Source organism: Ideonella dechloratans (genome assembly GCF_021049305.1).
Classification (GTDB): Bacteria; Pseudomonadota; Gammaproteobacteria; order Burkholderiales; family Burkholderiaceae_C; genus Ideonella; species Ideonella dechloratans.
The window spans coordinates 3,296,825-3,321,001 of the sequence record NZ_CP088081.1 but is presented as its reverse complement, the minus strand read 5'-3'; the positions used below and the strand labels follow the sequence as shown (position 1 = coordinate 3,321,001).

At 66.4% G+C, this 24,177-nt stretch carries 31 protein-coding genes and 1 tRNA gene; 29 read left to right on the top strand and 3 right to left on the bottom strand.

From position 1 onward, the window contains the following. The first annotated feature begins 7 nt into the window (after positions 1 to 7). The 26 genes from rpmC to LRM40_RS15315 all read left to right on the top strand — a co-directional run bounded on the left by rpmC (position 8) and on the right by LRM40_RS15315 (position 18,398). Complete coding sequence (rpmC, locus tag LRM40_RS15440) at positions 8 to 208, top strand: 50S ribosomal protein L29 (protein WP_151123647.1); 201 nt, start codon at positions 8 to 10, stop codon at positions 206 to 208. Next, positions 205 to 477, top strand: a complete 273-nt coding sequence (rpsQ, locus tag LRM40_RS15435) for a 30S ribosomal protein S17 (RefSeq protein WP_151123646.1) — start codon at positions 205 to 207, stop codon at positions 475 to 477. Before rpmC ends, rpsQ begins: the two co-directional genes overlap by 4 nt. A 324-nt stretch (positions 478 to 801) precedes the next feature. Continuing rightward, positions 802 to 1,170, top strand: coding sequence for a 50S ribosomal protein L14 (gene rplN, locus LRM40_RS15430; protein WP_022982222.1), 369 nt, complete (start codon positions 802 to 804; stop codon positions 1,168 to 1,170). Positions 1,171 to 1,198: 28 nt separating this feature from the next. Next, entirely contained in the window at positions 1,199 to 1,516 is a 318-nt protein-coding gene (gene rplX, locus LRM40_RS15425) for a 50S ribosomal protein L24 (protein WP_151123645.1), read from the top strand. Positions 1,517 to 1,558: 42 nt separating this feature from the next. Further along, entirely contained in the window at positions 1,559 to 2,098 is a 540-nt protein-coding gene (rplE, locus tag LRM40_RS15420; RefSeq protein ID WP_026096978.1) for a 50S ribosomal protein L5, read from the top strand. Between the two features lie 8 nt (positions 2,099 to 2,106). Continuing rightward, a complete protein-coding gene (gene rpsN, locus LRM40_RS15415) occupies positions 2,107 to 2,412 on the top strand; it encodes a 30S ribosomal protein S14 (RefSeq protein ID WP_022982219.1) in 306 nt (101 codons plus the stop codon). A gap of 24 nt (positions 2,413 to 2,436) precedes the next feature. Beyond that, positions 2,437 to 2,832: a 30S ribosomal protein S8 gene (gene rpsH, locus LRM40_RS15410; protein ID WP_022982218.1), complete on the top strand. Its 396-nt coding sequence runs from the start codon at positions 2,437 to 2,439 to the stop codon at positions 2,830 to 2,832. Positions 2,833 to 2,849: 17 nt separating this feature from the next. After that, positions 2,850 to 3,383, top strand: coding sequence for a 50S ribosomal protein L6 (gene rplF / locus LRM40_RS15405; protein ID WP_151123644.1), 534 nt, complete (start codon positions 2,850 to 2,852; stop codon positions 3,381 to 3,383). Between the two features lie 11 nt (positions 3,384 to 3,394). Next, the gene (rplR, locus tag LRM40_RS15400; protein ID WP_022982216.1) at positions 3,395 to 3,754 is read left to right on the top strand and encodes a 50S ribosomal protein L18; all 360 of its coding nucleotides are present in this window, start codon (positions 3,395 to 3,397) and stop codon (positions 3,752 to 3,754) included. Between the two features lie 18 nt (positions 3,755 to 3,772). Continuing rightward, positions 3,773 to 4,291: a 30S ribosomal protein S5 gene (gene rpsE, locus LRM40_RS15395; protein ID WP_151123643.1), complete on the top strand. Its 519-nt coding sequence runs from the start codon at positions 3,773 to 3,775 to the stop codon at positions 4,289 to 4,291. Between the two features lie 19 nt (positions 4,292 to 4,310). Next, on the top strand, positions 4,311 to 4,496 hold the full coding sequence (gene rpmD, locus LRM40_RS15390; RefSeq protein WP_022982214.1) for a 50S ribosomal protein L30: 186 nt from the start codon (positions 4,311 to 4,313) through the stop codon (positions 4,494 to 4,496). A 28-nt stretch (positions 4,497 to 4,524) separates the two neighbouring features. After that, a complete protein-coding gene (rplO, locus tag LRM40_RS15385; protein ID WP_022982213.1) occupies positions 4,525 to 4,956 on the top strand; it encodes a 50S ribosomal protein L15 in 432 nt (143 codons plus the stop codon). 27 nt (positions 4,957 to 4,983) lie between these two features. After that, positions 4,984 to 6,294 (top strand): preprotein translocase subunit SecY, encoded by a 1,311-nt coding sequence (gene secY, locus LRM40_RS15380; RefSeq protein ID WP_151123642.1) that lies wholly within the window; start codon positions 4,984 to 4,986, stop codon positions 6,292 to 6,294. A 28-nt stretch (positions 6,295 to 6,322) separates the two neighbouring features. Continuing rightward, on the top strand, positions 6,323 to 6,541 hold the full coding sequence (infA, locus tag LRM40_RS15375) for a translation initiation factor IF-1 (RefSeq protein ID WP_003264140.1): 219 nt from the start codon (positions 6,323 to 6,325) through the stop codon (positions 6,539 to 6,541). A gap of 27 nt (positions 6,542 to 6,568) precedes the next feature. Beyond that, the gene (rpmJ, locus tag LRM40_RS15370; RefSeq protein ID WP_026096976.1) at positions 6,569 to 6,682 is read left to right on the top strand and encodes a 50S ribosomal protein L36; all 114 of its coding nucleotides are present in this window, start codon (positions 6,569 to 6,571) and stop codon (positions 6,680 to 6,682) included. Positions 6,683 to 6,708: 26 nt separating this feature from the next. After that, positions 6,709 to 7,074 carry a 30S ribosomal protein S13 gene (rpsM, locus tag LRM40_RS15365; protein ID WP_022982210.1) on the top strand — a complete coding sequence of 122 codons (366 nt, stop codon included), beginning with the start codon at positions 6,709 to 6,711 and terminating at the stop codon, positions 7,072 to 7,074. Between the two features lie 36 nt (positions 7,075 to 7,110). Continuing rightward, positions 7,111 to 7,515, top strand: a complete 405-nt coding sequence (gene rpsK, locus LRM40_RS15360; protein WP_022982209.1) for a 30S ribosomal protein S11 — start codon at positions 7,111 to 7,113, stop codon at positions 7,513 to 7,515. 239 nt (positions 7,516 to 7,754) lie between these two features. After that, a complete protein-coding gene (rpsD, locus tag LRM40_RS15355; RefSeq protein ID WP_151123641.1) occupies positions 7,755 to 8,378 on the top strand; it encodes a 30S ribosomal protein S4 in 624 nt (207 codons plus the stop codon). Positions 8,379 to 8,524: 146 nt separating this feature from the next. Further along, entirely contained in the window at positions 8,525 to 9,517 is a 993-nt protein-coding gene (locus tag LRM40_RS15350) for a DNA-directed RNA polymerase subunit alpha (RefSeq protein ID WP_022982207.1), read from the top strand. Between the two features lie 117 nt (positions 9,518 to 9,634). Beyond that, the gene (gene rplQ, locus LRM40_RS15345; protein WP_151123640.1) at positions 9,635 to 10,027 is read left to right on the top strand and encodes a 50S ribosomal protein L17; all 393 of its coding nucleotides are present in this window, start codon (positions 9,635 to 9,637) and stop codon (positions 10,025 to 10,027) included. 133 nt (positions 10,028 to 10,160) lie between these two features. Further along, positions 10,161 to 12,044, top strand: coding sequence for a protein-disulfide reductase DsbD (dsbD, locus tag LRM40_RS15340; protein ID WP_151123639.1), 1,884 nt, complete (start codon positions 10,161 to 10,163; stop codon positions 12,042 to 12,044). A 32-nt stretch (positions 12,045 to 12,076) separates the two neighbouring features. Beyond that, positions 12,077 to 12,153, top strand: a tRNA-Met gene (locus LRM40_RS15335). A 171-nt stretch (positions 12,154 to 12,324) separates the two neighbouring features. Further along, the gene (gene yajC / locus LRM40_RS15330; RefSeq protein ID WP_022982204.1) at positions 12,325 to 12,648 is read left to right on the top strand and encodes a preprotein translocase subunit YajC; all 324 of its coding nucleotides are present in this window, start codon (positions 12,325 to 12,327) and stop codon (positions 12,646 to 12,648) included. An 88-nt stretch (positions 12,649 to 12,736) separates the two neighbouring features. Then, on the top strand, positions 12,737 to 14,629 hold the full coding sequence (secD, locus tag LRM40_RS15325; RefSeq protein WP_151123638.1) for a protein translocase subunit SecD: 1,893 nt from the start codon (positions 12,737 to 12,739) through the stop codon (positions 14,627 to 14,629). Positions 14,630 to 14,677: 48 nt separating this feature from the next. After that, positions 14,678 to 15,718 (top strand): protein translocase subunit SecF, encoded by a 1,041-nt coding sequence (gene secF / locus LRM40_RS15320; RefSeq protein WP_151123637.1) that lies wholly within the window; start codon positions 14,678 to 14,680, stop codon positions 15,716 to 15,718. A 34-nt stretch (positions 15,719 to 15,752) separates the two neighbouring features. After that, entirely contained in the window at positions 15,753 to 18,398 is a 2,646-nt protein-coding gene (locus tag LRM40_RS15315; protein ID WP_170288830.1) for a DUF1631 family protein, read from the top strand. Positions 18,399 to 18,482: 84 nt separating this feature from the next. Here the strand turns inward: LRM40_RS15315 and LRM40_RS15310 are convergent, their stop codons facing one another. The 3 genes from LRM40_RS15310 to LRM40_RS15300 form a co-directional block, all read right to left on the bottom strand. Continuing rightward, entirely contained in the window at positions 18,483 to 18,938 is a 456-nt protein-coding gene (locus LRM40_RS15310; RefSeq protein ID WP_151123635.1) for a Smg family protein, read from the bottom strand. A 72-nt stretch (positions 18,939 to 19,010) separates the two neighbouring features. Then, a complete protein-coding gene (dprA, locus tag LRM40_RS15305; protein WP_151123634.1) occupies positions 19,011 to 20,177 on the bottom strand; it encodes a DNA-processing protein DprA in 1,167 nt (388 codons plus the stop codon). Between the two features lie 15 nt (positions 20,178 to 20,192). Then, on the bottom strand, positions 20,193 to 21,350 hold the full coding sequence (locus tag LRM40_RS15300; protein WP_151123633.1) for a LysM peptidoglycan-binding domain-containing protein: 1,158 nt from the start codon (positions 21,348 to 21,350) through the stop codon (positions 20,193 to 20,195). 271 nt (positions 21,351 to 21,621) lie between these two features. On the opposite strand from LRM40_RS15300, the gene def reads away from it, so the two are divergent. From def to htpX, 3 genes are all read left to right on the top strand, one after another. Then, entirely contained in the window at positions 21,622 to 22,137 is a 516-nt protein-coding gene (def, locus tag LRM40_RS15295) for a peptide deformylase (RefSeq protein WP_151123632.1), read from the top strand. Positions 22,138 to 22,173: 36 nt separating this feature from the next. After that, a complete protein-coding gene (gene fmt, locus LRM40_RS15290) occupies positions 22,174 to 23,154 on the top strand; it encodes a methionyl-tRNA formyltransferase (protein WP_151123663.1) in 981 nt (326 codons plus the stop codon). 105 nt (positions 23,155 to 23,259) lie between these two features. After that, the gene (gene htpX, locus LRM40_RS15285; RefSeq protein ID WP_151123631.1) at positions 23,260 to 24,120 is read left to right on the top strand and encodes a zinc metalloprotease HtpX; all 861 of its coding nucleotides are present in this window, start codon (positions 23,260 to 23,262) and stop codon (positions 24,118 to 24,120) included. The last annotated feature ends 57 nt before the right edge of the window (positions 24,121 to 24,177 follow it).

The window sequence follows — 24,177 nt, the reverse complement described above, 5'->3', positions numbered from 1 at the left end:
ATTCCACATGAAAGCATCTGAACTGCGCGCCAAGGATGTCGCTGCGCTCGAGAAGGAAGTCTCCGACCTCCTGAAGGCGCACTTCAACCTGCGCATGCAAAAGGGCACCCAACAGCTGGGCAACACCTCGCTGCTGGGCAAGACCCGTCGCGACATCGCGCGTGCCAAGACCATCCTGGCCGAAAAGAAGAAGGGAGCCGCCAAGTGAGCGAGACCCAAGCCACCAAGAACACGCGCACCCTGATCGGTCGCGTGGTGAGCGACAAGCGCTCCAAGTCGGTGACCGTGCTGGTCGAGATCCGCGTCAAGCACCCGCTGTACGGCAAGATCGTCGGCCAGTCCCGCAAGTACCACGCCCATGACGAAAAGGGCGAGTACCACATGGGTGACACCGTGGAGATCGCCGAGTCGCGCCCCATCTCGAAGACCAAGAACTGGGTTGTGACCCGCTTGGTCGAGAAGGCCCGTCTGGTCTGATCGCCCGTCCGGGGTTCGCGCCTCGGAGCAGGAGCCGGAAGGTGTGCGCAAGAGCACCTTCCGGTTTTTTCGTTTCTCGACGGCCGACGTGTTGACAACGTCAGGCTGGCTGTGGATAATCATCAGCTTCGCCGGAAAAGGTGTGGCTGTAAGGCTTGTTTGCCCGGGTGGGTGGGCGGGTCGACCCAGCCAAGGCCGTTTCGGTTTCAGCCCAAGCGGCAGCTGTCTCGCGTTCTGCGAGGGGGTTGCAAGACGGGCCCAATACTGACCGCTCACGCGTCGCCAAGGGGGTGAGGTGGGGCGGGAGCAAGTTGGGGAATACACATGATTCAAATGCAATCGCGGCTCGACGTCGCGGACAACACTGGCGCCAAGTCCGTCATGTGCATCAAGGTGCTGGGCGGCTCCAAGCGTCGCTATGCCGGCATTGGCGACATCATCAAGGTCAGCATCAAGGATGCTGCCCCGCGCGGCCGCGTGAAGAAGGGTGAGGTCTACAGCGCTGTCGTCGTGCGTACCGCCAAGGGTGTGCGTCGCCAGGACGGCTCGCTGATCAAGTTCGACGGCAACGCCGCCGTGCTGCTGAACGCCAAGCTCGAACCGATCGGCACCCGCATTTTTGGCCCGGTGACCCGTGAACTGCGCTCCGAGCGCTTCATGAAGATCGTGTCGCTGGCGCCGGAAGTTCTTTGATCGGCCTGGTGCAGAAAAAGGAAACGCGATGAACAAGATTCGCAAGGGCGACCATGTGGTCGTGCTGACCGGCCGTGACAAGGGCAAGCGTGGCACCGTGCTGGAGCGCGTGGATGCCGACCATGTGGTGGTCGAAGGCGTCAACGTGGCCAAGAAGCACGTCAAGCCGAACCCGATGAAGGGCACGACCGGTGGCGTGGTGGACAAGACCATGCCGATCCACCAGTCGAATGTCGCCATCTGGAACGCGGCTGCCGGCAAGGCGGACCGTGTGGGCATCAAGACCGCTGCCGACGGCAAGCGCGTCCGGGTGTTCAAGTCCACCGGTGAAGAGATCAAGGCTTAAGGCGGGGTACCCAGCATGAGTCAACAGCAACAAGCTGCAGTCATCGCCCGACTGCAAGCCTTCTACAAAGAGAAGGTGGTCCCCGACATGATGGCCAAGTTCGGCTACAAGTCGGTGATGGAAGTGCCGCGCCTGACCAAGATCACCCTGAACATGGGTGTCAGCGAAGCCGTGGCCGACAAGAAGGTCATGGACCACGCCGTGGGCGACCTGACCAAGATCGCCGGCCAGAAGCCCGTCGTCACCAAGTCCCGCAAGGCCATCGCCGGTTTCAAGATCCGCGACGGCGTGCCCATCGGCTGCATGGTGACCCTGCGCGGCGCCCGCATGTACGAATTCCTGGACCGCTTCGTGACGATCGCGCTGCCCCGCGTGCGCGACTTCCGTGGTATCTCGGGTCGTGCGTTCGATGGCCGTGGCAACTACAACATCGGCGTCAAGGAACAGATCATCTTCCCGGAAATCGAGTACGACAAGATCGACGCGATCCGCGGCATGAACATCTCGTTCACGACCAGCGCCAAGACCGACGAAGAGTGCAAGGCCCTGCTGGCTGCCTTCCGCTTCCCGTTCAAGAACTGAGGTGACACGTGGCTAAACTTTCCCTCAAGCAACGCGAAGAAAAGCGCGAGAAGCTGGTGGCCAAGTACGCGAAGAAGTACGCCGAGCTCAAGGCCATCATCGACAACGCGAACAAGTCGGATGAAGAGCGCTATGTGGCTCGCCTCGAGCTGCAGAAGCTGCCGCGCAACGCCAACCCGACCCGTCTGCGCAACCGTTGCGCCCTGACCGGTCGTCCCCGCGGCACTTTCCGCACCTTCGGCCTGGCCCGTAACAAGATCCGCGAACTCGCCTTCAAGGGCGACATTCCTGGCGTGATCAAGGCCAGCTGGTAATCGAGGCGAATTGGAGAAAACGCTATGAGCATGAGTGATCCCATCGCCGACATGCTGACCCGCATCCGTAACGCGCAGGCCGTCGACAAGGTCTCCGTGGTGATGCCGGCGTCGAAGCTGAAGGTGGCCATCGCCCAGGTGCTGAAGGACGAAGGCTACATCGACGGTTTCGCCGTGAAGGGCGAGGCTGGCAAGAGCGAGCTGGAAATCGGTCTGAAGTACTACGCCGGTCGTCCCGTCATCGAGCGCATCGAGCGCGTCAGCCGTCCCGGCCTGCGCATCTACCGCGGCCGTGACGCCATTCCCCAGGTCATGAACGGCCTGGGTGTGGCCATCGTCACCACCCCCAAGGGCGTGATGACCGACCGCAAGGCGCGCGCTGCCGGTGTTGGCGGCGAAGTGCTGTGCTACGTGGCCTAACGGAAGGAGTCGAGCAAATGTCCCGCGTTGGAAAGATGCCGATCGCCGTCCCGCAAGGCGTGGATGTGAAGATCGCCGCTGACCAGATCACCATCAAGGGCGCCAATGGCACCCTGGTGCGCGCTGCGCACCCGCTGGTTTCTGTGAAGCAAGAAGGCGCCGCCCTGCAGGTGGCTCCGGTCAACGAAACGACCGAAGCCAACGCCATGAGCGGTACCGTTCGTGCGCTGTTGGCCAACATGGTCAACGGCGTGAGCAAGGGCTTCGAGAAGAAGCTGAGCCTGGTGGGCGTGGGCTTCCGTGCCCAGGCCCAAGGCCAGAAGCTGAATCTGCAGATCGGCTTCTCTCACCCGGTCGTCAAGGAAATGCCGGCTGGCATCTCCGTGGCCACGCCGACCCCGACTGAAATCATCATCAAGGGCGCAGACAGCCAGGTGGTGGGTCAGCTGGCGGCTGAAGTTCGCGCGTTCCGGCCGCCGGAGCCCTACAAGGGCAAGGGCATCCGCTACGTCGACGAGCGCGTGGTCATCAAAGAGACCAAGAAGAAGTAAGGAGCGACACCATGCTGAACAAGAAGGAACAGCGTCTGCGTCGTGCGCGCCAAACCCGCGCCCGCATCGCCAAGCAAGGCGTCGCTCGCCTGACGGTCTACCGTTCGAACACCCACATCTACGCGTCCGTCATCTCCGAGGACGGCGCCAAGGTGGTGGCTTCGGCGTCGACCGTGGAAAAGGAACTGCGCGAGCAGCTGTCGGGCAATGGTGGCAACGCTGCTGCCGCCGCCCTGGTCGGCAAGCGCATCGCCGAGAAGGCCAAGGCTGCCGGCGTCGAGAAGGTCGCCTTCGACCGTGCGGGCTTTGCCTACCACGGCCGCATCAAGGCACTGGCCGACGCGGCGCGTGAAGCCGGTCTGCAGTTCTGATCGCGAAGGAATACAGAAATGGCAAAGTTCACTCCCCGCGCTCAGGCGGAAGGCAATGACGACGGCCTGAAGGAAAAGATGATCGCGGTCAACCGCGTGACGAAGGTGGTCAAGGGTGGTCGCACCCTCAGCTTCGCTGCGCTGACCGTGGTGGGCGATGGCGACGGCCGCGTCGGCATGGGCAAGGGCAAGGCCAAGGAAGTGCCGGTGTCGGTGCAGAAGGCCATGGAATCCGCCCGCCGCAACATGGTCAAGGTCAGCCTGAAGAACGGCACCATCCACCACCGCGTGGAAGGTGAGCACGGTTCGGCTCGCGTGCTGATGATGCCCGCCCCCGCGGGTACCGGCATCATCGCGGGCGGCCCGATGCGCGCTGTCTTCGAGGTGCTGGGCATCACCGACATCGTGGCCAAGAGCCACGGCACGTCGAATGCCTACAACATGGTGCGTGCCACGCTGGATGCGCTGAAGAACCTCACCACCCCGGCTGAAGTCGCTGCCAAGCGCGGCAAGTCGGTGGAAGAGATCTTCAACTGATCGGCCCAGGAGAATCGCAATGACGGAAGCCAAGAAGACCCTCAAGGTCAAGCTGGTCAAGAGCCCGATCGGCTGCAAGCAGTCTCACCGTGAGACCGTGCGTGGCCTGGGCCTGCGTCGCATGAACAGCGAGCGCGTCCTCGAGGACACGCCCGCCGTGCGTGGCATGATCAACAAGATTGCCTACCTGGTCCAGGTGCTGTAAGGCGCCCACCGGTACAAGGAAAAGCAACATGGAACTCAATACCATCAAGCCGGCCGACGGCTCCAAGCACGCCAAGCGTCGCGTGGGTCGCGGTATCGGCTCTGGCCTGGGCAAGACCGCTGGTCGCGGCCACAAGGGTCAGAAGTCCCGCGCTGGCGGCTACCACAAGGTCGGCTTCGAAGGCGGTCAGATGCCCATGCATCGTCGCCTGCCCAAGCGCGGCTTCAAGTCGGCTCTGCTGAAGTACAACGCCGAGATCACCCTGAGTGAGCTGCAAGCGCTGGACCTGGCTGAAGTCGACGTGCTGGCCCTGAAGCAGGTTGGCCTGGTGGCCCAGATCGTGAAGAACGTGAAGGTCATCAAGTCCGGCGAGCTGTCCAAGAAGGTGGTCCTGAAGGGTGTCGGCGCAACCGCCGGCGCCAAGGCCGCCATCGAGGCCGCTGGCGGCCAAGTCGCCTGAGTCTGACCGTCAGAGGATCCCACGCCTGTGGCAACCGCTCCCAATCAGCTGGCCAAGACTGGTAAGTTCGGCGATCTGCGTCGCCGGCTGACCTTCCTGTTGCTGGCTCTGGTCGTCTACCGGATCGGGGCGCACATTCCCGTGCCCGGCATCAATCCGCAGCAGCTGCAGTCCCTGTTCCAGGGGCAGCAGGGCGGCATCCTGAACCTGTTCAACATGTTCTCGGGTGGCGCGCTGTCGCGGTTCACGGTGTTCGCGCTGGGCATCATGCCCTACATCTCGGCCTCGATCATCATGCAGCTCATGAGCTACGTGGTGCCGAGCCTGGAGGCGCTGAAGAAGGAAGGCGAGTCCGGTCGTCGCAAGATCACGCAGTACACCCGTTACGGCACCCTGGTGCTGGGCATCTTCCAGTCCCTGGGCATCGCCCTGGCTCTGGAAGGCTCGCAGGGTCTGGTGCTGGATCCGGGCTTCGGCTTCCGTGTCACCACGGTGGTCAGTCTGGTGGCCGGCACCATGTTCCTGATGTGGCTGGGCGAGCAGATCACCGAGCGGGGGCTGGGCAATGGCATCTCGATCCTGATCTTCGGTGGTATCGCGGCGGGTCTGCCCAACGCCATCGGCGGTCTGTTCGAGCTGGTCCGTACCGGCGCCATGAGCGTGATCGCCTGCCTATTCATCATCGCCATCGTCATCCTGGTGACCTTTGCCGTGGTGTTCGTGGAGCGTGGCCAACGCAAGATCCTGGTGAACTACGCCAAGCGTCAGGTGGGCAACAAGGTGTACGGCGGTCAATCGTCTCACCTGCCGCTCAAGCTGAACATGTCGGGCGTGATTCCGCCGATCTTCGCGTCGTCGATCATTCTGCTGCCGGCCACGGTGGTGGGTTGGTTTGCCACGGGTGACAACATGCGTTGGCTGAAGGACATCTCGGGGGCTCTGTCTCCGGGGCAGCCGATCTACGTGCTGCTGTACGCGGCCATGATCGTGTTCTTCAGCTTCTTCTACACGGCGCTGGTGTTCAACAGCCGTGAGACGGCGGACAACCTGAAGAAGAGCGGTGCGTTCATCCCCGGGATCCGTCCTGGCGATCAGACGGCCAAGCACATTGACAAGATCCTCTCGCGTCTCACGTTTGCTGGCGCGATCTACATCACGCTGGTGTGCCTGCTGCCGGAGTTCCTGGTTCTGAAGTACAACGTGCCGTTCTATTTCGGCGGCACTTCCCTGTTGATCATCGTGGTGGTGACGATGGACTTCTGGGCCCAGGTTCAGTCCTATGTGATGAGTCAGCAGTACGAGTCACTGTTGAAGAAGGCGAATTTCAAGGCAAGCTGAACAGGCTACGGTTCAGCGTGGGTTGAACATGGCGAAAGACGACGTCATCCAGATGCAGGGTGAAGTTCTGGAGAACCTGCCCAACGCCACCTTCCGGGTCAAACTGGAAAACGGGCATGTGGTTCTGGGACACATCTCCGGCAAGATGCGCATGCACTACATCCGCATCCTGCCTGGTGACAAGGTGACGGTCGAGTTGACGCCCTACGATTTGAGTCGCGCTCGCATCGTCTTCCGGGCGAAGTGAGTGTTAGAGAAGGTCAAGGAGAAGATCATGAAAGTCGCAGCATCTGTGAAGAAGATGTGCCGCAATTGCAAGATCATCCGCCGCCACGGCGTGGTGCGCGTGATCTGCACCGACCCCCGCCATAAGCAGCGGCAAGGTTGAGCTGAGAGCGAATCCAAGGAAGCACCATGGCACGTATTGCTGGTATCAACATTCCGCCGCAAAAGCACGCGGAAATCGGTCTGACCTACATCTACGGCATCGGCCGTACGACGGCGCAGAAGATCTGCGAAGCGGTCGGCATTCCCTTTTCGAAGAAGGTCAAGGACCTGACCGACAGCGACCTGGAAAAGATCCGGGACGAAGTCGGCAAGCTGACCATCGAAGGCGACCTGCGTCGCGAACAGTCCATGAACATCAAGCGCTTGATGGACCTGGGCTGCTACCGCGGTTTCCGTCATCGCCGTGGTCTGCCGATGCGCGGCCAGCGTACCCGCACCAACGCTCGCACCCGCAAGGGTCCGCGCAAGGGTGCCGCCGCGCTGAAGAAGTGAGCCCGGCTCGAACCGAACATCTGAAGAGATAAAGACATGGCCAAGTCCCCTGCCAACAGCGCCGCTCGGCGTGTGAGCAAGAAGGTCCGCAAGAACGTGGCGGACGGCATTGCTCACGTGCACGCGTCGTTCAACAACACCATCATCACCATCACCGATCGTCAGGGCGGCGCGCTGTCCTGGGCGTCTTCGGGTGGTCAGGGTTTCAAGGGTTCCCGCAAGTCGACCCCGTTCGCGGCCCAGGTGGCTGCCGAAATGGCCGGCCGCGCTGCGCAAGAGCAGGGCATCAAGAACCTGGACGTCCGCATCAAGGGCCCGGGCCCCGGCCGTGAATCCTCGGTGCGTGCTCTGGCTTCGCTGGGCATCCGGATCAACTCGATCTCGGACATCACCCCGATCCCGCACAACGGCTGCCGCCCCCAAAAGCGTCGCCGCATCTAACTTGCAGTGAGGGCGCTGCCCTCGCTATAATTTAGAGTTCCCTGAAACGCCGGCTGCGGAGCGATCCGCCGTCGGCTGTTTCAACTCTCAGTCCGAAACGGCCGCGCGCCATGCGCGCCTGTACAGGACGCCACCGTCTGAGCGCATCCAACAATACCCGCCAGACTTGCGTGGTCCACCGTGCCGCTGCCTGTGCAGCCTTCGGTCGGGTCGCGTCAGATTAGACAAAGGACACTGCAGTGGCACGTTATCTTGGCCCCAAGGCGAAACTGTCTCGCCGCGAAGGCACCGACCTGTTCCTGAAGAGCGCCCGCCGCGCCATCAGCGACAAGGCGAAGTTCGAATCCAAGCCTGGCCAGCATGGCCGCACCTCCGGCTCCCGCACCTCCGACTTCGGTCTGCAGCTGCGCGAGAAGCAGAAGGTCAAGCGCATGTACGGCGTGCTGGAGCGTCAGTTCCGCCGCTACTTCGCCGAGGCCGACCGCCGCCGCGGCAACACCGGCGCCAACCTGCTGGCTCTGCTGGAATGCCGCCTGGACAACGTGGTGTATCGCATGGGCTTTGGCTCGACCCGTGCCGAGGCCCGTCAGCTGGTCTCGCACAAGGCCCTGACCGTGAACGGCGTCGTGGTGAACATCGCCTCCTACCAGGTTAAGGTTGGTGACGTGATCGCCATCCGCGAAAAGGCCAAGAAGCAGCTGCGTGTCGCCGACGCCCTGAAGTTGGCCGACTCCATCGGTCTGCCGGCCTGGGTGCAGGTTGACATCTCCAAGATGGAAGGCGTGTTCAAGAAGGTGCCGGACCGCGATGAGTTCGGCGCCGAGATCAATGAATCGCTGATCGTCGAGTTGTACTCGCGCTGATGACGATTCGGGCCTGCGCTCGCTCGTGCGCCAGGTCGAACCCCGCTGCGGCATGCCGGTTCCGCGGCGGGTTTTTGTGCTTCCGGCGTGGTCCGTCAGCCTTATCGGTGTAACGAGCCGAGGGTATTGAGAGGAACAGGACTTACATGCAAACCAATCTGCTGAAACCCAAAGCCATCGTTGCGGAGCCCCTGGGTGGCAACCGCGCCAAGGTCACGCTGGAGCCCTTCGAGCGGGGCTATGGCCATACGCTGGGCAACGCGCTGCGCCGCGTGCTGCTGTCGTCGATGGTGGGTTACGCGCCGACCGAAGTCACCATCGCCGGCGTGCTGCATGAGTACTCCACCGTCGACGGCGTTGCCGAGGACGTGGTGCACATCATGCTGAACCTCAAGGGCGTGGTCTTCCGCCTGCACAACCGTGACGAGGTCACGCTGGTGCTGCGCAAGGAAGGCGAGGGCCCGGTCAAGGCTTCCGACATCCAGACCCCGCACGACGTCGAGATCGTCAATCCCGACCATGTGATCGCCCACCTGGCCCAAGGCGGCAAGCTGGACATGCAGATCAAGGTCGAGAAGGGCCGCGGCTATGTGCCGGGCAATCTGCGCCGCTACGCCGACGAGCCGACCAAGTCGATCGGCCGCATCGTGCTGGACGCCTCCTTCTCGCCGGTCAAGCGCGTGAGCTACGCGGTCGAGAACGCCCGCGTGGAACAGCGCACCGACCTGGACAAGCTGGTCATGGAGATCGAGACCAACGGCGCCATCTCGCCGGAGGAAGCGATCCGTGCCTCGGCCAAGATCCTGGTGGAGCAACTGGCGGTGTTCGCGCAACTGGACGGCGACGTGCTGACCGGTCTGGGCGAGCCTGGCAGCGCCAAGAGCTCGGCCGTGTTCGATCCGATCCTGCTGCGTCCGGTGGATGAGCTCGAGTTGACCGTGCGTTCGGCCAACTGCCTGAAGGCCGAGAACATCTATTACATCGGCGACCTGATCCAGCGCACCGAGACCGAGCTGCTGAAGACCCCGAATCTGGGTCGCAAGTCGCTCAACGAAATCAAGGAAGTCCTGGCTTCCCGTGGCCTGACCCTGGGTGCCCGTCTCGAGAACTGGCCGCCCCAAGGCCTGGACAAGCGCTGATCCCTGTTGTTTTGGAGAGCCGGCGGACGCCGGCCTCCGTTTAGCAGCCCACCTGGGCACTGTGCACACCCCGGTACCTGATCCGGCCGGGGTTCCATAAAGAGAAAGGAAAGCACCATGCGTCACCGTAACGGTCTCCGCAAGCTCAACCGCACCAGCGAGCACCGCGCCGCCATGCTGCGCAACATGTCCGTGTCGTTGCTGCAGCACGAAGCCATCAAGACCACCCTGCCCAAGGCCAAGGAACTGCGCCGCGTTGTCGAGCCGCTGATCACCCTGGCCAAGGTCGACACCGTCGCCAACCGCCGCCTGGCCTTCGCCCGTCTGCGCGACCGCGACATCGTCACCAAGCTGTTCAACGACCTGGGCAAGCGTTTCAGCACCCGTCCGGGCGGCTACACCCGCATCCTGAAGATGGGCTTCCGCGTCGGTGACAATGCGCCGATGGCCTTCGTCGAACTGGTGGATCGCCCCGAACAGGCTGAGGCCGCCGGGGAAGCCGCCGAGTAAGACCGGTATCGCCACCCTCGTGGCGTTTCACCGCACCTCAGAAGAAGGGTCAGCCGCGTGCTGACCCTTTTTTCTTGGGGGATGCCATTCCCTGTCGGAACCCAGGCGCCCCGGCGCCGTCTGAGTGCCCATCATGTTGCAGTCTCTTCTCGCTCGTTTCCGTCCCGGCGCGCTGCGCTGGCTCCTGGGTTTGTTGACGGTTCTGGGGGCCAGCGGGGGTGCCCACGCCGCCGGGGACGACTTCCTGGACCCTGATCAGGCCTTCGTGCTGGCGACGCCAACCGTCCGGGACAAGGCGGTGGGTCTGAGCTTCCAGATCACGCCCGGCTACTACCTGTATCGGGAGCACTTCAAGTTCGAAGCTGACGGCGCCACCCTGGGTGAGGCCGCGCTGCCGGCCGGGCAGGTGAAGTTCGACACCACCTTCCAGAAGAATGTGGAGACTTACCACGGGGCGCTGGCCTTTGCGCTGCCGGTGCAGCAGGCTGCCGGACCCTTCACCTTGCGGGTGACCTACCAGGGCTGCGCAGAGGCGGGCCTGTGCTATCCGCCCATCACCAAGACCTTCCGCGTGTCGCTGCCTGGCTTCGGCGGCGACGGCACCGTGCGCAGCCAGGAGGAGGGCGAGGCCGCGCCCTCGGCCACGCCGTCGGTGCTGGCTCCGTCGGAGGCGTCCACCGCGGCCGTCACCTCCGCAGACGCCAGTCCGCGGCCCGCGGAGCCGTCGAATCGCATCGAGGCCTTGTTGAAGGGCGGGCACTGGTGGGCCGTCGTCGGCGGATTCTGGGTCATGGGGCTGTTGCTGGCGTTCACCCCCTGCGTGCTGCCCATGCTGCCCATCCTGTCCTCGATCATCGCGGGCAGCGGGCAGGCCACCAGTCGCCGGCGCGGCATCCTGCTGGCCCTGGCCTATTCCCTGGGCATGGCGCTGCTCTACACCGCCATGGGGGTGGCCGCCGGCTTGGCGGGCGAGGGCCTGGCGGCGGCGCTGCAGACGCCCTGGGTGTTGCTGAGCTTCGCGGCCCTCCTGCTGGTGCTCGCCCTGGCCATGTTCGACGTGTATGAACTGCGCCTGCCGCACGCGCTGAGCAATCACATGGACGGCATGTCCCGACGCCTGCCGGGAGGCCAGTTCCTGGGGGTGTTCGTGATGGGCGGACTGTCGGCCCTGATCGTCAGTCCCTGCGTCACGGCCCCGCTGGCCGGCACGCTGGTGTTTCTCAGCCAGAGCCGTGATGTTGTGCTGGCTGGCACGGCGCTGTTTGCCATGGCCATGGGCATGAGCATGCCGCTGCTGCTGCTGGGGGCCTCGGCCGGTCACTGGCTGCCGCGCTCCGGTGCCTGGATGCATGCCGTCAAGCGCTTCTTCGGCCTGCTGCTGGTGGGAGTGGCGCTGTGGGTGGCCCAGCCCGCGCTGCCGCCCTCGCTGGCCCTGGCCTTGTGGGCGGGCCTGTTGCTGGTGGTGGGTTTCATGCTGCGGCCCTTCGATGCACATCCCCACAGCGGCGCGCCGCGGGTCTGGCTGCAGCGGGCGGCCGGTGTGGCGGCGCTGGCCTATGGCCTGATGCAACTGGCGGGGGCGGCCTCCGGTGGCAGCGATGCATTGCAGCCGCTGCGCCATTGGGGCGGGGCGGCGGCGGCGCCCGCTGTGCAGGCCGCGTCCGGTCTGAACTTCCGCCGCGTGGCGTCGGTGGAGGAGCTGGACCAGATCCTGAGCACGGCGGATCGGCCGGTGATGCTGGACTTCTACGCCGATTGGTGCGTGGCCTGCAAGGAGATGGAGCGCTTCACCTTCAGCGACGCCGGCGTGCAGGCGCGACTGGGCAAGGCGCTGTTGCTCAAGGCCGATGTCACGGCCAACACGGCGCAGGACAAGGCGCTGCTGCAGCGCTTCCAACTCTTCGGCCCGCCCGGGACCATCTTCTTCGATGCCCAGGGCAAGGACCATGGCGTGCGAGCGGTTGGTTTCGAGCCGGTCGAAGAATTTGTCAAAACTTTGGAAAAGGCTGGACTTTGATTTCAAAGTCATGCCATAATTGCAGCTTCAGTCGCGGGGTGGAGCAGTCTGGTAGCTCGTTGGGCTCATAACCCAAAGGTCGCAGGTTCAAATCCTGCCCCCGCAACCAAGCTTCTGAAAAGCCCTCGGTGCGCAAGCCCCGGGGGCTTTTTGCTTGGGGCCTTCCAGCGTGCCCTGGCGGTCGCCCTACAATGCTCCGTTCACGTGTCCGGACCGGACACCCCATTCGCGCGGCGGGCCGACCTGGCCCGGCCGCGCCTCAAGCAGAAGGAATCGAGTCGTGTTCATCTCCAACGCCTACGCCGCTGACGCCGCCGCCCCCGCCGGGGGGCTGGCCGGTCTGGCCCAGTACCTGCCGCTGGTGATCATGCTGGTGGCGCTGTACTTCATCATGATCCGCCCGCAGATCAAGCAGCAGAAGGAGCACAAGGCCATGGTCGACAACCTGGCCAAGGGCGACGAGGTGGTGGTGGCCAACGGCCTGATGGGCCGCATCGCCAAGGTGGGCGAGAGCGTGATCCACGTTGAGCTGGCCCAGGGCGTGGAAGTCCAGGTGCAGCGTCAGTCGGTGAGTCGGGTGCTGCCCAAGGGCACGCTGAAATAAGCAAGTCGGACGAGGCCCCGCGGGGCTTCCAGGACGGGGCGGGATCGCCCCGTCGTCACATGGCGCGGGCCGATCCCGCGAACTGCCCATGAATCGTTATCCCTGGTGGAAGTACGCCGTGCTGGCTCTGGCACTGGTCGTCGGCTTCATCTACACCCTGCCCAACTTCTTCGGCGAGGCTCCTGCGGTGCAGGTCTCCAGCGCCAAGGCCACCATCAAGGTGGACAGTGCACTCGAGTCCCGGGTGGCGCAGGTGCTGAGCGACGCGCAGCTGTCGGCCGATTACATCCAGCTCGAAGGCAATTCGGTCAAGGCGCGCTTCGGCACCACCGACGCCCAGCTCAAGGCCAAGGACGCGTTGAGCAAGGCGCTCAACACCGATCCGGCCGATCCGACCTTCATCATCGCGCTCAACCTGGTGTCGCGTTCGCCGCAGTGGCTCACCTCGCTGCATGCGCTGCCCATGTACCTGGGTCTGGATCTGCGCGGTGGCGTGCACTTCCTGATGCAGGTCGACATGAAGGCCGCGCTGGAGAAGAAGGCCGAGTCGATGACCGGGGACGTGCGCACCGCGCTGCGCGACAAGAACATCCGCCACAGCGGCATCAGCCGCAGCGGCAATGCCATCGTCGTCAACTTCCGCGACGAGCCCACCCGGCAGCAGGCCCTGGCGCTGCTCAACGATACCCAGCCGGACATGCAGTGGACGCCGTCCGCCGGGGCCAATGGCGACCTGGTGCTCACCGGCGAGCTCAAGCCCCAGTCGGCCATCAAGATCCAGCAGGCGGCACTCAAGCAGAACATCACCACGCTGCACAACCGGGTCAACGAGCTGGGCGTGGCCGAGCCGGTGATCCAGCAGCAGGGGCTGGACCGGGTCGTGGTGCAGTTGCCCGGCGTGCAGGACACAGCCAAGGCCAAGGACATCATCGGCCGCACCGCCACGCTGGAACTGCGCATGGTGGATGACAGTGCCGAGGCGGCAGCGGCCGCCACCGGCAGCGGCCCGGTGCCCTTCGGCGACGAGCTCTATGTCGAGCGGGGCGGCGGTCCTCTGCTGGTCAAGCGCCAGGTGGTGCTGACCGGCGAGAACCTGGCCGACGCCCAGCCGGGCTTCGACGACCACCAGCAGCCGGCAGTGCACCTCACCGTGGACGCCAAGGGCGCGCGCATCATGCGCGACATCTCGCGCGACAACATCGGCAAGCGCATGGCCATCCTGCTCTTCGAGAAGGGCAAGGGCGAGGTCGTGACCGCGCCGGTGATCCGCGGCGAACTGGGCACGCGCTTCCAGATTTCCGGTCGCATGACCACCCAGGAAGCCAATGACGTGGCCCTGCTGCTGCGCGCCGGCTCGCTGGCCGCGCCGATGGAGATCATCGAAGAGCGCACCATCGGCCCGAGCCTGGGGGCGGACAACATCGCCAAGGGCTTCCACAGCCTGGCCTGGGGCTTCGCCGCCATCGCGGTCTTCATGTGCCTGTACTACGCCATGTTCGGCGTGTTCTCCACGCTGGCCCTGGCCTTCAACCTGCTGATGCTGGTGGCGGTGCTGTCGATGCTGCAGGCCACGCTGACGCTGCCCGGCATCGCGGCCATCGCCCTGGCGCTGGGCATGGCCATCGACGCCAACGTGCTGATCAACGAGCGGGTGCGCGAGGAGCTGCGCGGTGGCGCCTCGCCGCAGGCGGCCATCCATGCCGGCTACGAGCGCGCCTGGGCCACCATCCTGGACTCGAACATCACCACCTTGATCGCGGGCCTGGCCCTGCTGGCCTTCGGCTCCGGCCCGGTGCGCGGCTTTGCCGTCGTGCACTGCCTGGGCATCCTGACCTCGATGTTCTCGGCCGTGATGTTCTCGCGCGGTCTGGTGAACCTCTGGTACGGCCGGCAGAAGAAGCTCAAGTCGGTGTCCATCGGCCAGGTCTGGCGGCCCGACGGTGGGGCCGCGGCCCAGCCGCCGGCCAGCGACGCCCGCTGATTTCGCGCCCCGTCTTCCGAGACTCCAGAGACTCTCAAGAGGCTTTCCATGGAATTCTTCCGTATCCGGCGCGACATCCCGTTCATGCGGTACGCGCTGGTGTTTAACCTCATCTCGGCGCTGACCTTCGCGGCCGCGGTGTTCTTCCTGGTCACCCGCGGTCTGCACCTGTCCAACGAGTTCACCGGTGGCACGGTGCTGGAGGTATCCTACGCCCAATCGGCCGACCTGGCCCGGGTGCGCGCCGTGGTCGAGAAGATGGGCTTCGGCGACGTGCAGGTGCAGAACTTCGGCACGTCGCGCGACGTGATGATCCGCCTGCCCGTCAGCAAGGACGCCAAGCCGCAGGAGCTGGCCGCGCGCGTCTTCACCCAGCTGTGCTCCGCAGAGAACGGCACGGTGGCCGAGCGCCAGTACACGACCCCCCAGGGCGAGCAGGTGAGCCGGCAGGCCTGTCAGGCCGGCTCGACCGAGCCTCTGACCCTGTCGCGCACCGAGTTCGTCGGCCCCTCGGTGGGTGAGGAACTGGTGTGGGACGGCGGCAAGGCCCTGATCTTCGTGGTGCTGGGCATCATGGGCTACCTGGCGATCCGCTTCGAGAAGAAGTTCGCCGTCGCGGCCATCATCGCCAACCTGCACGACGTGGTGATCATCCTGGGCTTCTTCGCCTTCTTCCAGTGGGAGTTCTCGCTCTCGGTGCTGGCGGCGGTGCTGGCCGTGCTGGGCTACTCGGTCAACGAGTCGGTCGTGATCTTCGACCGGATCCGCGAGGCCTTCCGCAAGTTCCGCAAGATGAACACCCACGAGGTGATCGACCACGCCATCACCAGCACGATGAGCCGGACCATCATCACCCACGGTTCGACCCAGATGATGGTGCTGTCCATGCTGCTGTTCGGCGGCCCCACGCTGCACTACTTCGCCGTGGCGCTGACCATCGGCATCCTGTTCGGCATCTACTCCTCGGTCTTCGTGGCCGCGGCGATTGCCATGTGGCTGGGCGTGAGCCGGGATGATCTGGTCAAGGGCGGTGGGACCGGGACGAAGGATTCCGATCCCAACGATCCCAACGCCGGAGCGGTGGTGTAGAGTCAGCGGATCCCTGTCCACCAAGCACGCATCGATGCCCGCAGCTGCCGCTGGTCTGCCCTCGCTGGACGAAGCTCGCCGCCACTACGTTGACCTGGTCCTGAAGGACCTGCAGCCTCTGCTCGACGCCGCTGTCCGGCTCGCGCAGAATCTCAACGAAGAGCTGGCCGAGCGTTCCATCGCGCAGCAGCGGGCCGACATGCTGCAGTCGCTGATCCGCCACGGGCGGCAATGGCTGCCGGAAGTCGCCAAGCAGGTCCGTGAACACCTGGCCGCGCCTGGCACCGGCCACGCCCTGACCACGCTGAGCGCCGGCCTGAGCACCGGGGGCGGCCTGTCCCTGGTCGACGACGAAACGGTCACCCGCAACATCCTGGTGTCGCGACTGACCCTGGCGCTGCTGGACAAGACCACCTGGGAGTTCGCCGATCTGCGCGCCCGTCTGGGGCAGCTCAGTGGACAGCCCGATCTGGAGGACGACGACCTCTTCCGACCCCAGATCATCGCCCGCTGCATGGTGCGGGCGTGGCTCAATGCAGGGATGGACCTGGAGAGCTGGCGCGCGCTGGAGCCCGCGCTGCACAAGGCCGGCGCGGAACTGCTCGAAAGCGTCTTCCACGAAACCAACGCCTGGCTGGTCGAGCAGGGTGTGCTGCCGCAGGTGGACCTGCGGCCCTTCATCCGGCGCGCGGAAGGCGCCACCACCAGTTCCGTGCCGCTGGACGGTGCCGACAGCCAACGAGCCGGGGTGAGTACCGGATCACCGGCAGCGTCTTGGGCCGCCTCGCCCCCCGCCCCTGCCGCCGCCGCACCCCAGGGCATGCCTTCGCCGCTCGGCGCCAACATCGCCCGCGTGATGCCCGAGAGCCTGCGGGGAGGCGGTGCCGGAGCCGCAGGGCAGGTGCCCGCGCGTGGCCGGGGGCCCGGCCTGACGCTGCGGCCGGGGGTGGACTTTCGCACCGACACCACTTCCGGTGAGGCGAGCCTTTCCGGGGGCGGCATGCCGGCGGCGGGCGGCGCCGGAGGGGGGGCAGCCGCCACGGGCGGCCCAGGCGACCCGGCGGCGGGCCGGACCGTCGGTGCCGGTGCCCAGTTCCCTGCTCGCGGCGGGCCGACGACCGGCCATGGGGGCGAGGCAGGCATCAGCGGCCGGGGCAACCTGAACGAAGAGACCCGTCTGATGACCCGGCAGTCCGATGGTGCGCTGCCGCGCGCGGACCTGGTCATGCAGCGTTTCGGCGACATCCTGGACCAGCATGTCCCGGGCTTCCGGCAGCAGGTCGCCGGCCGAGGGCCATCGCAGCAGTTGTCCCAGGCCATGGGGCAGGTGCAGCAGCGGGTGGCCGCCGAGGTGGCGGCCCAGGCGGCGGGCACAGAAGAAGCACCCTCACCGGCGCGCCTGATCGCCGAACTGCGGGAGCGCCAGCAGACCCTGAAGCAGGCCGCCACGACACCGGAAGAGCGGGCCACGGTCGAGCTGGTGGCCCTGTTGTTCCAGGCCATCCTCACCGATGAGCGGGTGCCGGCCGCCCTGCGGGTCTATTTCGCCCGGCTGCAGATGCCGGTGCTGCGGGTGGCCCTGGCCGAGCCCGACTTCTTCTCCGGTGCCGACCATCCCGCGCGCCGGCTGATCGACCGCATGGGCGCCTGCGTGATGGGCTTCGAGGGCAATGCCGATCTGATCGGCACCCCGCTGGAAGCCGAGATCCGCCGGGTCGTCCAGGTGGTCGAGGCCTTTCCGGACACCGGTCGCCGGGTGTTCCAGGCGGTTCTCAACGAGTTCGAGAAGTTCCTGGAGAAGTACTTCCGGGAGCACAACGAGGCCACCAAGGCCGGCGTGTCCCTGGCCCAGCAGATCGAACAGCGCGAGACGCTGGCGATCCAGTACACCATCGAGCTGCGCAAGATGCTGGCCGACGTGCCGGTGCAGGAGGGCGTGCGCGACTTCCTCTTCCACATCTGGGCCGACGTGCTGGCCACCACCGCGGTGCGGCATGGCGCCAAGAGCACCGAGGTCAAGTCCGTGCGCGAAGCGGCGACCGATCTGATGTGGATGGCCACCGCCAAGACCACCCGGGAAGAGCGGGCCGATGTGATCCGCAAGCTGCCCCGGCTGCTGGGCGTGGTCCGCCAGGGCATGGGCGCGGCGGGTCTGGACGCCAAGCGTCAGGAAGACGCCATCAAGGCGCTCAATGCGGCCCTGACGGCGGCCTTCAGCGCCCGCAGCGTGAGCATGTCGAACGATCAGCTCGAGCAGCTCAAGCAGCGCCTGGAGACCATCGAGGAAATGATGCCCGACGACGAGTTCGAGCTGGACGACAGCTGGGTGCTCGACGAGGCCAATCACCAGCACGAGGGTCTGGAGATCGTGGCCGAGGGCGGGTCCATGCCGGGGCCGTCCATGCTGGCCGCGGCCATGGAGCTCCAGGTGGGCGATGCTTTCACCCTGGATTTCCGCGGCCGGCACGAGACCGTGCGCCTGGCCTGGCAGGGCATGCACAAGCAACTCTCGCTCTTCGTGAACCCGCAGGGCCGCTGCGTGCTGTTCCAGAAGGCCCGCCTGGCGGCCTTCCTGCAGGCGGGTTTGCTGGTGCCGGTGGAGGATGAGTCCCTGACCATGGCCGCCACCCGGGACGCTCTGCGCAAGATCAGCGCCGATCCCGGTCGCCTGGTGCACTGAAGCGGCCGAAGGCGGGGGCGCTGCCCCACCCAACAAAACGGCTGCCGAGGCAGCCGTCGTCATCCGGGCGCGTGTGAAACGCCTTCAGTGGATCAGCCGTTCTTCCGGGGCGACGAAGAGTTCGTCGAGGATCAGTGCATCGGGCTCCTCGCCCAGGCTCCAGAAAACCATCAGCACGATGATTTTCAGGTCGTCCAGGCTCAGCGGGCCGGCACCAACGGCCGTGGCACGGTCGATCACCATCTCGCGCATCGGCGGCGGCAGCACGCCGGCCGACTCGAGGAAGCTGATGAAGCCGATCGACTCCTCGCCCAGCAGCGCCAGTTCGCGCGGCTGGTAGACCCGCATGCTGTCCTGGGCGGGCATCCGGATCTGGGCCATCTCCGCCGTGGCGGCCAGCCCGTCCAGCCAGCTCAGGGCCTCCTGGATCTCATCGGTTTCGAACCCCACTGCCGACAGCTTGCGCGTCAACTGCTCGTGATCCGGGCAGGCGTCAGGCCGCCAGTAGTTCTCGTACAGGTAGACCAGCACATCAAACATGAGCTGACTATAACCGAGCCCCGGAAGGCCGCCAGCGCAAGATGGGCACTTCTCGGCCCGGTGTTTGGGGGGTCAACCCCGCCCACGGCGTTGCAGCAGGCCGCCCGGCAGGCGTGCCACCCGGCCCTCCAGTTCCAGTGCCAGCAGACGGGCCAGCAACTGGTCCATCGGCCAGCCGGAGCGGGCCGCCAGGGCGTCCAAGGTGACGGGGTCGAAGCCCATCGCCCTCAGCAGCGGATCTTCCTGGGCATCTGCCGCTCCAGCCGGTGGCGCCGGTGTCTCACCATCAGGGAGGCTGGTGCCGGGGCGCAGGGCCATGCCGCCGTGCAGGACGCGCAGGGCGTCGAGCACCTCGTGCGGTTCCTCGACCAGGGCGGCACCTTCGCGGATGAGTTGATGGCAGCCGCGCGACTGGGGCGACAGGACCGAGCCCGGAATGGCCCAGACCTCCCGCCCGCACTCGCCCGCCAGCCGGGCCGTGATCAGCGAGCCCGACTTCAGCGCGGCCTCGACCACCAGGATGCCCAGGCTCATGCCGGCGATGATGCGGTTGCGGCTGGGGAAGTGCTCCGGCCGGGGCGGCGCGCCCAGGGGGAACTCGCTCAGCAGCAGGCCCTGGTCCTGGATGCGGTGGGCCAGGGCGCGGTGCCGTGCCGGATAGACCCGGTCCAGACCGGTGCCCACCACGGCCACGGTGCCGCCGCCTCCGTCCAGCGCGCCCTGGTGGGCCGCGCCGTCGATGCCCAGTGCCAGCCCGGACACCACCGTGACGCCGGCCTCGCCGAGGGCCCGGGCGAAGTCGTGCGCCAGATCCAGGCCCTGGGCTGACGCATGGCGGCTGCCCACCACGGCCACACCGGGCGCCCGCAGCCAGTGCAACTGCCCCTGTGCATGCAGCAGCACGGGGGGATCGGCGGTGTTGAGCAATTCCCGGGGGTAATCGGGATGTCCCAGCGGCAGCAGGTGTCGCAGTCCCGGAGCCTCGTCCAGCCAGCGCAGGGTGCGCTCGGCCAGCGCGACGCTGTCATCCGGCCGTGCGCCGAGGGCGGCAGCCGCGGCGGGGCCGACCACTTCGGCCCAGGCCTGCGGCCCCGCCCGCAGCACGGCCGAGGGGGCGCCGAAGGCCGCCAGCAGGCGACGCTGGGCCTCGCGGCCCAGGCCGGGTGTCTGAGTCAGCAGCAGCCAATCCAGGCGGTCATCCGGGACCGCCGCGGACGCTGGACTGTGCGCCGAAGGCACCCGCCGCCGATCCCGTCAGGGCTGGCTGAAGCGGTCCCCGGGCTTGACCGGATCCTGCACGTTCAGGATCAGGGCGTAGGACACCCGCTCGAAGACGCGGAACACGAACAGCAGGCCGTTGCGCTCGTCCGGCAACTGCAGCATGGCGTGGTCCGGATCGGTGCTGTCCGGGCGGGTGCTGCCGGCCGACCACAGGGCCAGCACATGGCCGCGCTCCACGCCGTCTCGCAGGCCGCGGTTGAGCGCCACGATCTGGTTCTGGCCGGCGCTCAGGTGATCGCCGTAGAGCGAGATGATCCGGCCCGACAACGGACCGTTCGGGGCGTGCGGGGCAAAGGGGCTGTAATCCTTGGGCGGCAGGGGGGCCAGGCGGTCGCCCACACCGGCCTCTTCCCGCAGCTGGGTGACCAGGAAGGTGGACGGCACGATGGCGCCGCCTTCCGGCGTCTGGCTTTCGTCGGCGGCGCGGACCAGTTCGGCGGCACCCACATGGCGGGCCTCGAAACCGAGAATCTCACCGGTGTCCGGGTCGGTCAGCGGCTTGGGTTCGCGGAAGATCTGCCACAGGCGGGCGCCGGAAACGTCGCCACGCACATAGGCGCGGTCGCCGCGGCCCAGCATCACCCGGCCCTCCTGGGTGGCGACGATGCGCGGCGCCGTCTCCAGCTCGTTGGTCTCGAAGACCACCGCGTCGGTCAGGAAGGGCCCGATCAGGCTCATCGGGACGGAGGCGATGGCGTCGCTGGCCAGCGGCTCGGCCCGCACCTGCGGTGACAGCTTGCCGTCCTGGGCCGACGACACCGGGCGTGCCAGGGTCAGCCGGGCGCGGCCATTGGACTTGTCCAGGTAGAGCACCTGACCGGGGTAGATCAGGTGGGGGTTGCGGATCTCCTGCAGGTTCATGCCCCACAGCTCGGGCCAGCGCCAGGGCTTGAGCAGGTAGATCTTGGAGATGTCCCAGAGGGTGTCGCCCTTCTTGACGGTGTAGGTGTCGGGGGCGTTGGGCGCCAGTTCCGACAGCGGCACGCCAGCCTGGGACACTTCCTGGGCCGTGGCACGCTGCCCCGGTGTGACGGGGTAGTTGGCTCCCCAGGCCGACACGGCCGTCAGGCTGCCGAGGCCCAGGGCCAGCAGGGAAGCGGAAATGGCGGTGCGTGCAAGCGTGCGGCTCATGTATGGACACTCCCGGGCAATGAGCCGGAAATCGGTGACGGTGCAACAATCCTGTTGTCGAGCCCGTGTGCGTGAAGTGCACGTCTGGGCCAGACACAGCTCGGGGCAATCATGAGAAAGTCTGGCAAATTCTGCCCCTAAACCCTTGATGTCGCAATGAAACCGGTACGACGAAACCCACGCCTCCCGGCTGGGTTTGAAACCGGACGTTGCACGGACTCCACATTTTCCGGCCGCTCAGGCGGCTCCATTTCCGTCTTTTCCTGCTTCCATGGCTCAGCTTTCCATCCTTCGCTATCCCGATCCCCGACTGCACACCGTGGCCGCGCCGGTGAAGGAGGTGGACGACCGGCTGCGTCGGCTGGTCGACGACATGCTGGAGACGATGTACGAGGCCGAGGGCGTCGGCCTGGCCGCCACCCAGGTCGATGTGCACCAGCGGGTCATCGTGATGGACACCTCGGAAGAGCGCAACGAGCCCCGGGTGCTGATCAACCCCGAGCTGATCGCCGTCAGCGATGAGATGGTGGTGGGGGACGAGGGTTGTCTGTCCGTGCCGACCGTCTATGACGCCGTTCAGCGTCACGCCAAGGTGACCGTGCGGGCGCTGGACCGCGACGGCCAGACCTACGAGATGGCGGTCGAGGGCCTGGCCGCGGTCTGCGTGCAGCACGAGATGGACCACCTGATGGGCAAGGTCTTCGTCGAGTACCTCAGCCCGCTCAAGCGCGAGCGCATCAAGTCCAAGATGCTCAAGCGCAGCCGCGAAGAACAGAAGCGTCGCTGAGGCACCGGCATGAGCGAATCTTCTCGGGACGGCGGGCTGCGCGTGGCCTTTGCCGGCACGCCGGAATTTGCCGCGGTGGCGCTGCAGGCCCTGCACGATGCCGGATGCACGGTGCCCCTGGTGCTGACCCAGCCCGATCGACCCGCCGGCCGCGGCATGAAGCTCACGCCCTCGCCCGTCAAGCAGCTGGGGTTGAGCCTGGGGGCCCAGATCGCCCAGCCGCGCAGCCTGAGGCTGGACGGCCGCTATCCGGAGGACGCCCAGGCGGCCCGCCAGGCCCTGGAGGCGGCGGCCGTCGACGTGATGGTGGTGGCGGCCTACGGCCTGATCCTGCCGGCCTGGGTGCTGCAGTGGCCGCGCCTGGGTTGTCTGAACATCCATGCCTCGCTGCTGCCGCGCTGGCGGGGAGCGGCCCCCATCCACCGGGCGATCGAGGCGGGCGATGCCACGACCGGCATCACCGTGATGCAGATGGACGAGGGCCTGGACACCGGCGACATGCTGCTGACGGCCGACGAGCCCATCCTTCCCGAGGACACCACCGCCACGCTGCACGACCGGCTGGCGGCGCTGGGCGGGCGGCTGATCGTGCAAGCCCTGCAGCAGGCCCAGGCCGGCGCCCTGGTGGCGGTGCCGCAACCGGCCGAGGGCGTCTGCTATGCCCACAAGATCGACAAGGCCGAGAGCGCCATCGACTGGCAGCTGCCGGCGGCGGTGATCGAGCGCCGCGTGCGGGCCTTCGACCCCTTCCCGGGGGCCAGCTTCGTCTGCGAAGGCGAGGTGGTCAAGCTCTGGCAGGCGCGGTGCCGGCCGGAGGTGCAGGGCGTGCCGGGCACCGTGGTGTCGGTCACGCCGGAGCGTTTCACCGTGGCCTGCGGTGAGGGCGGGCTGGAGGTCCACCAGATCCAGCGCCCCGGCGGCAAGCGCCAGCCCGCGTCCGCCCTGCTGCAGGCCCGGCCCCAACTGCTGGGGATGGCGCTGGCCGAGGCCGCCCCGCCGGCACCCCAGCGGCACTGACCAGGCCGCCCCCCGCTGCGCCCCGGCGCCGGGTTGAACTTCGCTCATCCGGCCGCATCTCAGCAGGACATTGACTCCCCTTCGCCTGGAAAAAGGACCACCACGATGTTCAACCTGATGAAGACGGCCGTCCTGATGGCCGCCATCACCGCGCTGTTCATGGTCATCGGCCGCCTCTTGGGCGGCCAGCAGGGCATGGTGCTGGCCCTGCTGCTGGCGCTGGGCATGAACTTCTTCAGCTACTGGTTCTCGGACAAGATGGTCCTGCGCATGTACAACGCGCAGGAGGTCGACGCCCAGAGCGCGCCCCAGTTCTACCGCCTGGTGCAGGAGCTGGCGGCCAATGCCGGCCTGCCCATGCCGCGCGTCTACCTGATCAACGAGGATGCGCCCAACGCGTTCGCCACCGGCCGCAACCCGCAGCATGCGGCGGTGGCGGCCACCACCGGCATCCTGCGGGTGCTGACCGAGCGCGAACTGCGCGGCGTGATGGCCCACGAGCTGGCCCATGTGCAGCACCGCGACATCCTGATCTCCACCATCAGCGCGACCATGGCCGGTGCCATCGGCATGCTGGCCAACTTCGCGATGATCTTCGGCGGGCGGGATGAGGAGGGCCGGCCGGTCAACCCCATCGTGTCCATCCTGGTCATGATCCTGGCGCCCATCGCCGCCAGCCTGATCCAGATGGCCATCAGCCGGGCCCGCGAGTTCGAGGCCGACCGCGGCGGTGCGGAGATCTCCGGCGATCCGATGGCCCTGGCCAGCGCGCTGCAGAAGATCCACCGTTACGCGCAGGGCATTCCGCTGGAGACCGCGGAAGCGCACCCCGAGACCGCGCAGATGATGATCATGAATCCGCTGTCGGGGCGCGGCCTGAGCGGCCTGTTCTCGACCCACCCTGCCACCGAGGAGCGGGTGGAGCGCCTGATGGCGCTGGCCCAGGCGCAGGGGCGCCGGGCCTGAAGGGGATCTTCCGCCGGACCGGCCGGGACTCAAGTCCCAAGCCGGGGCAGCCGATAA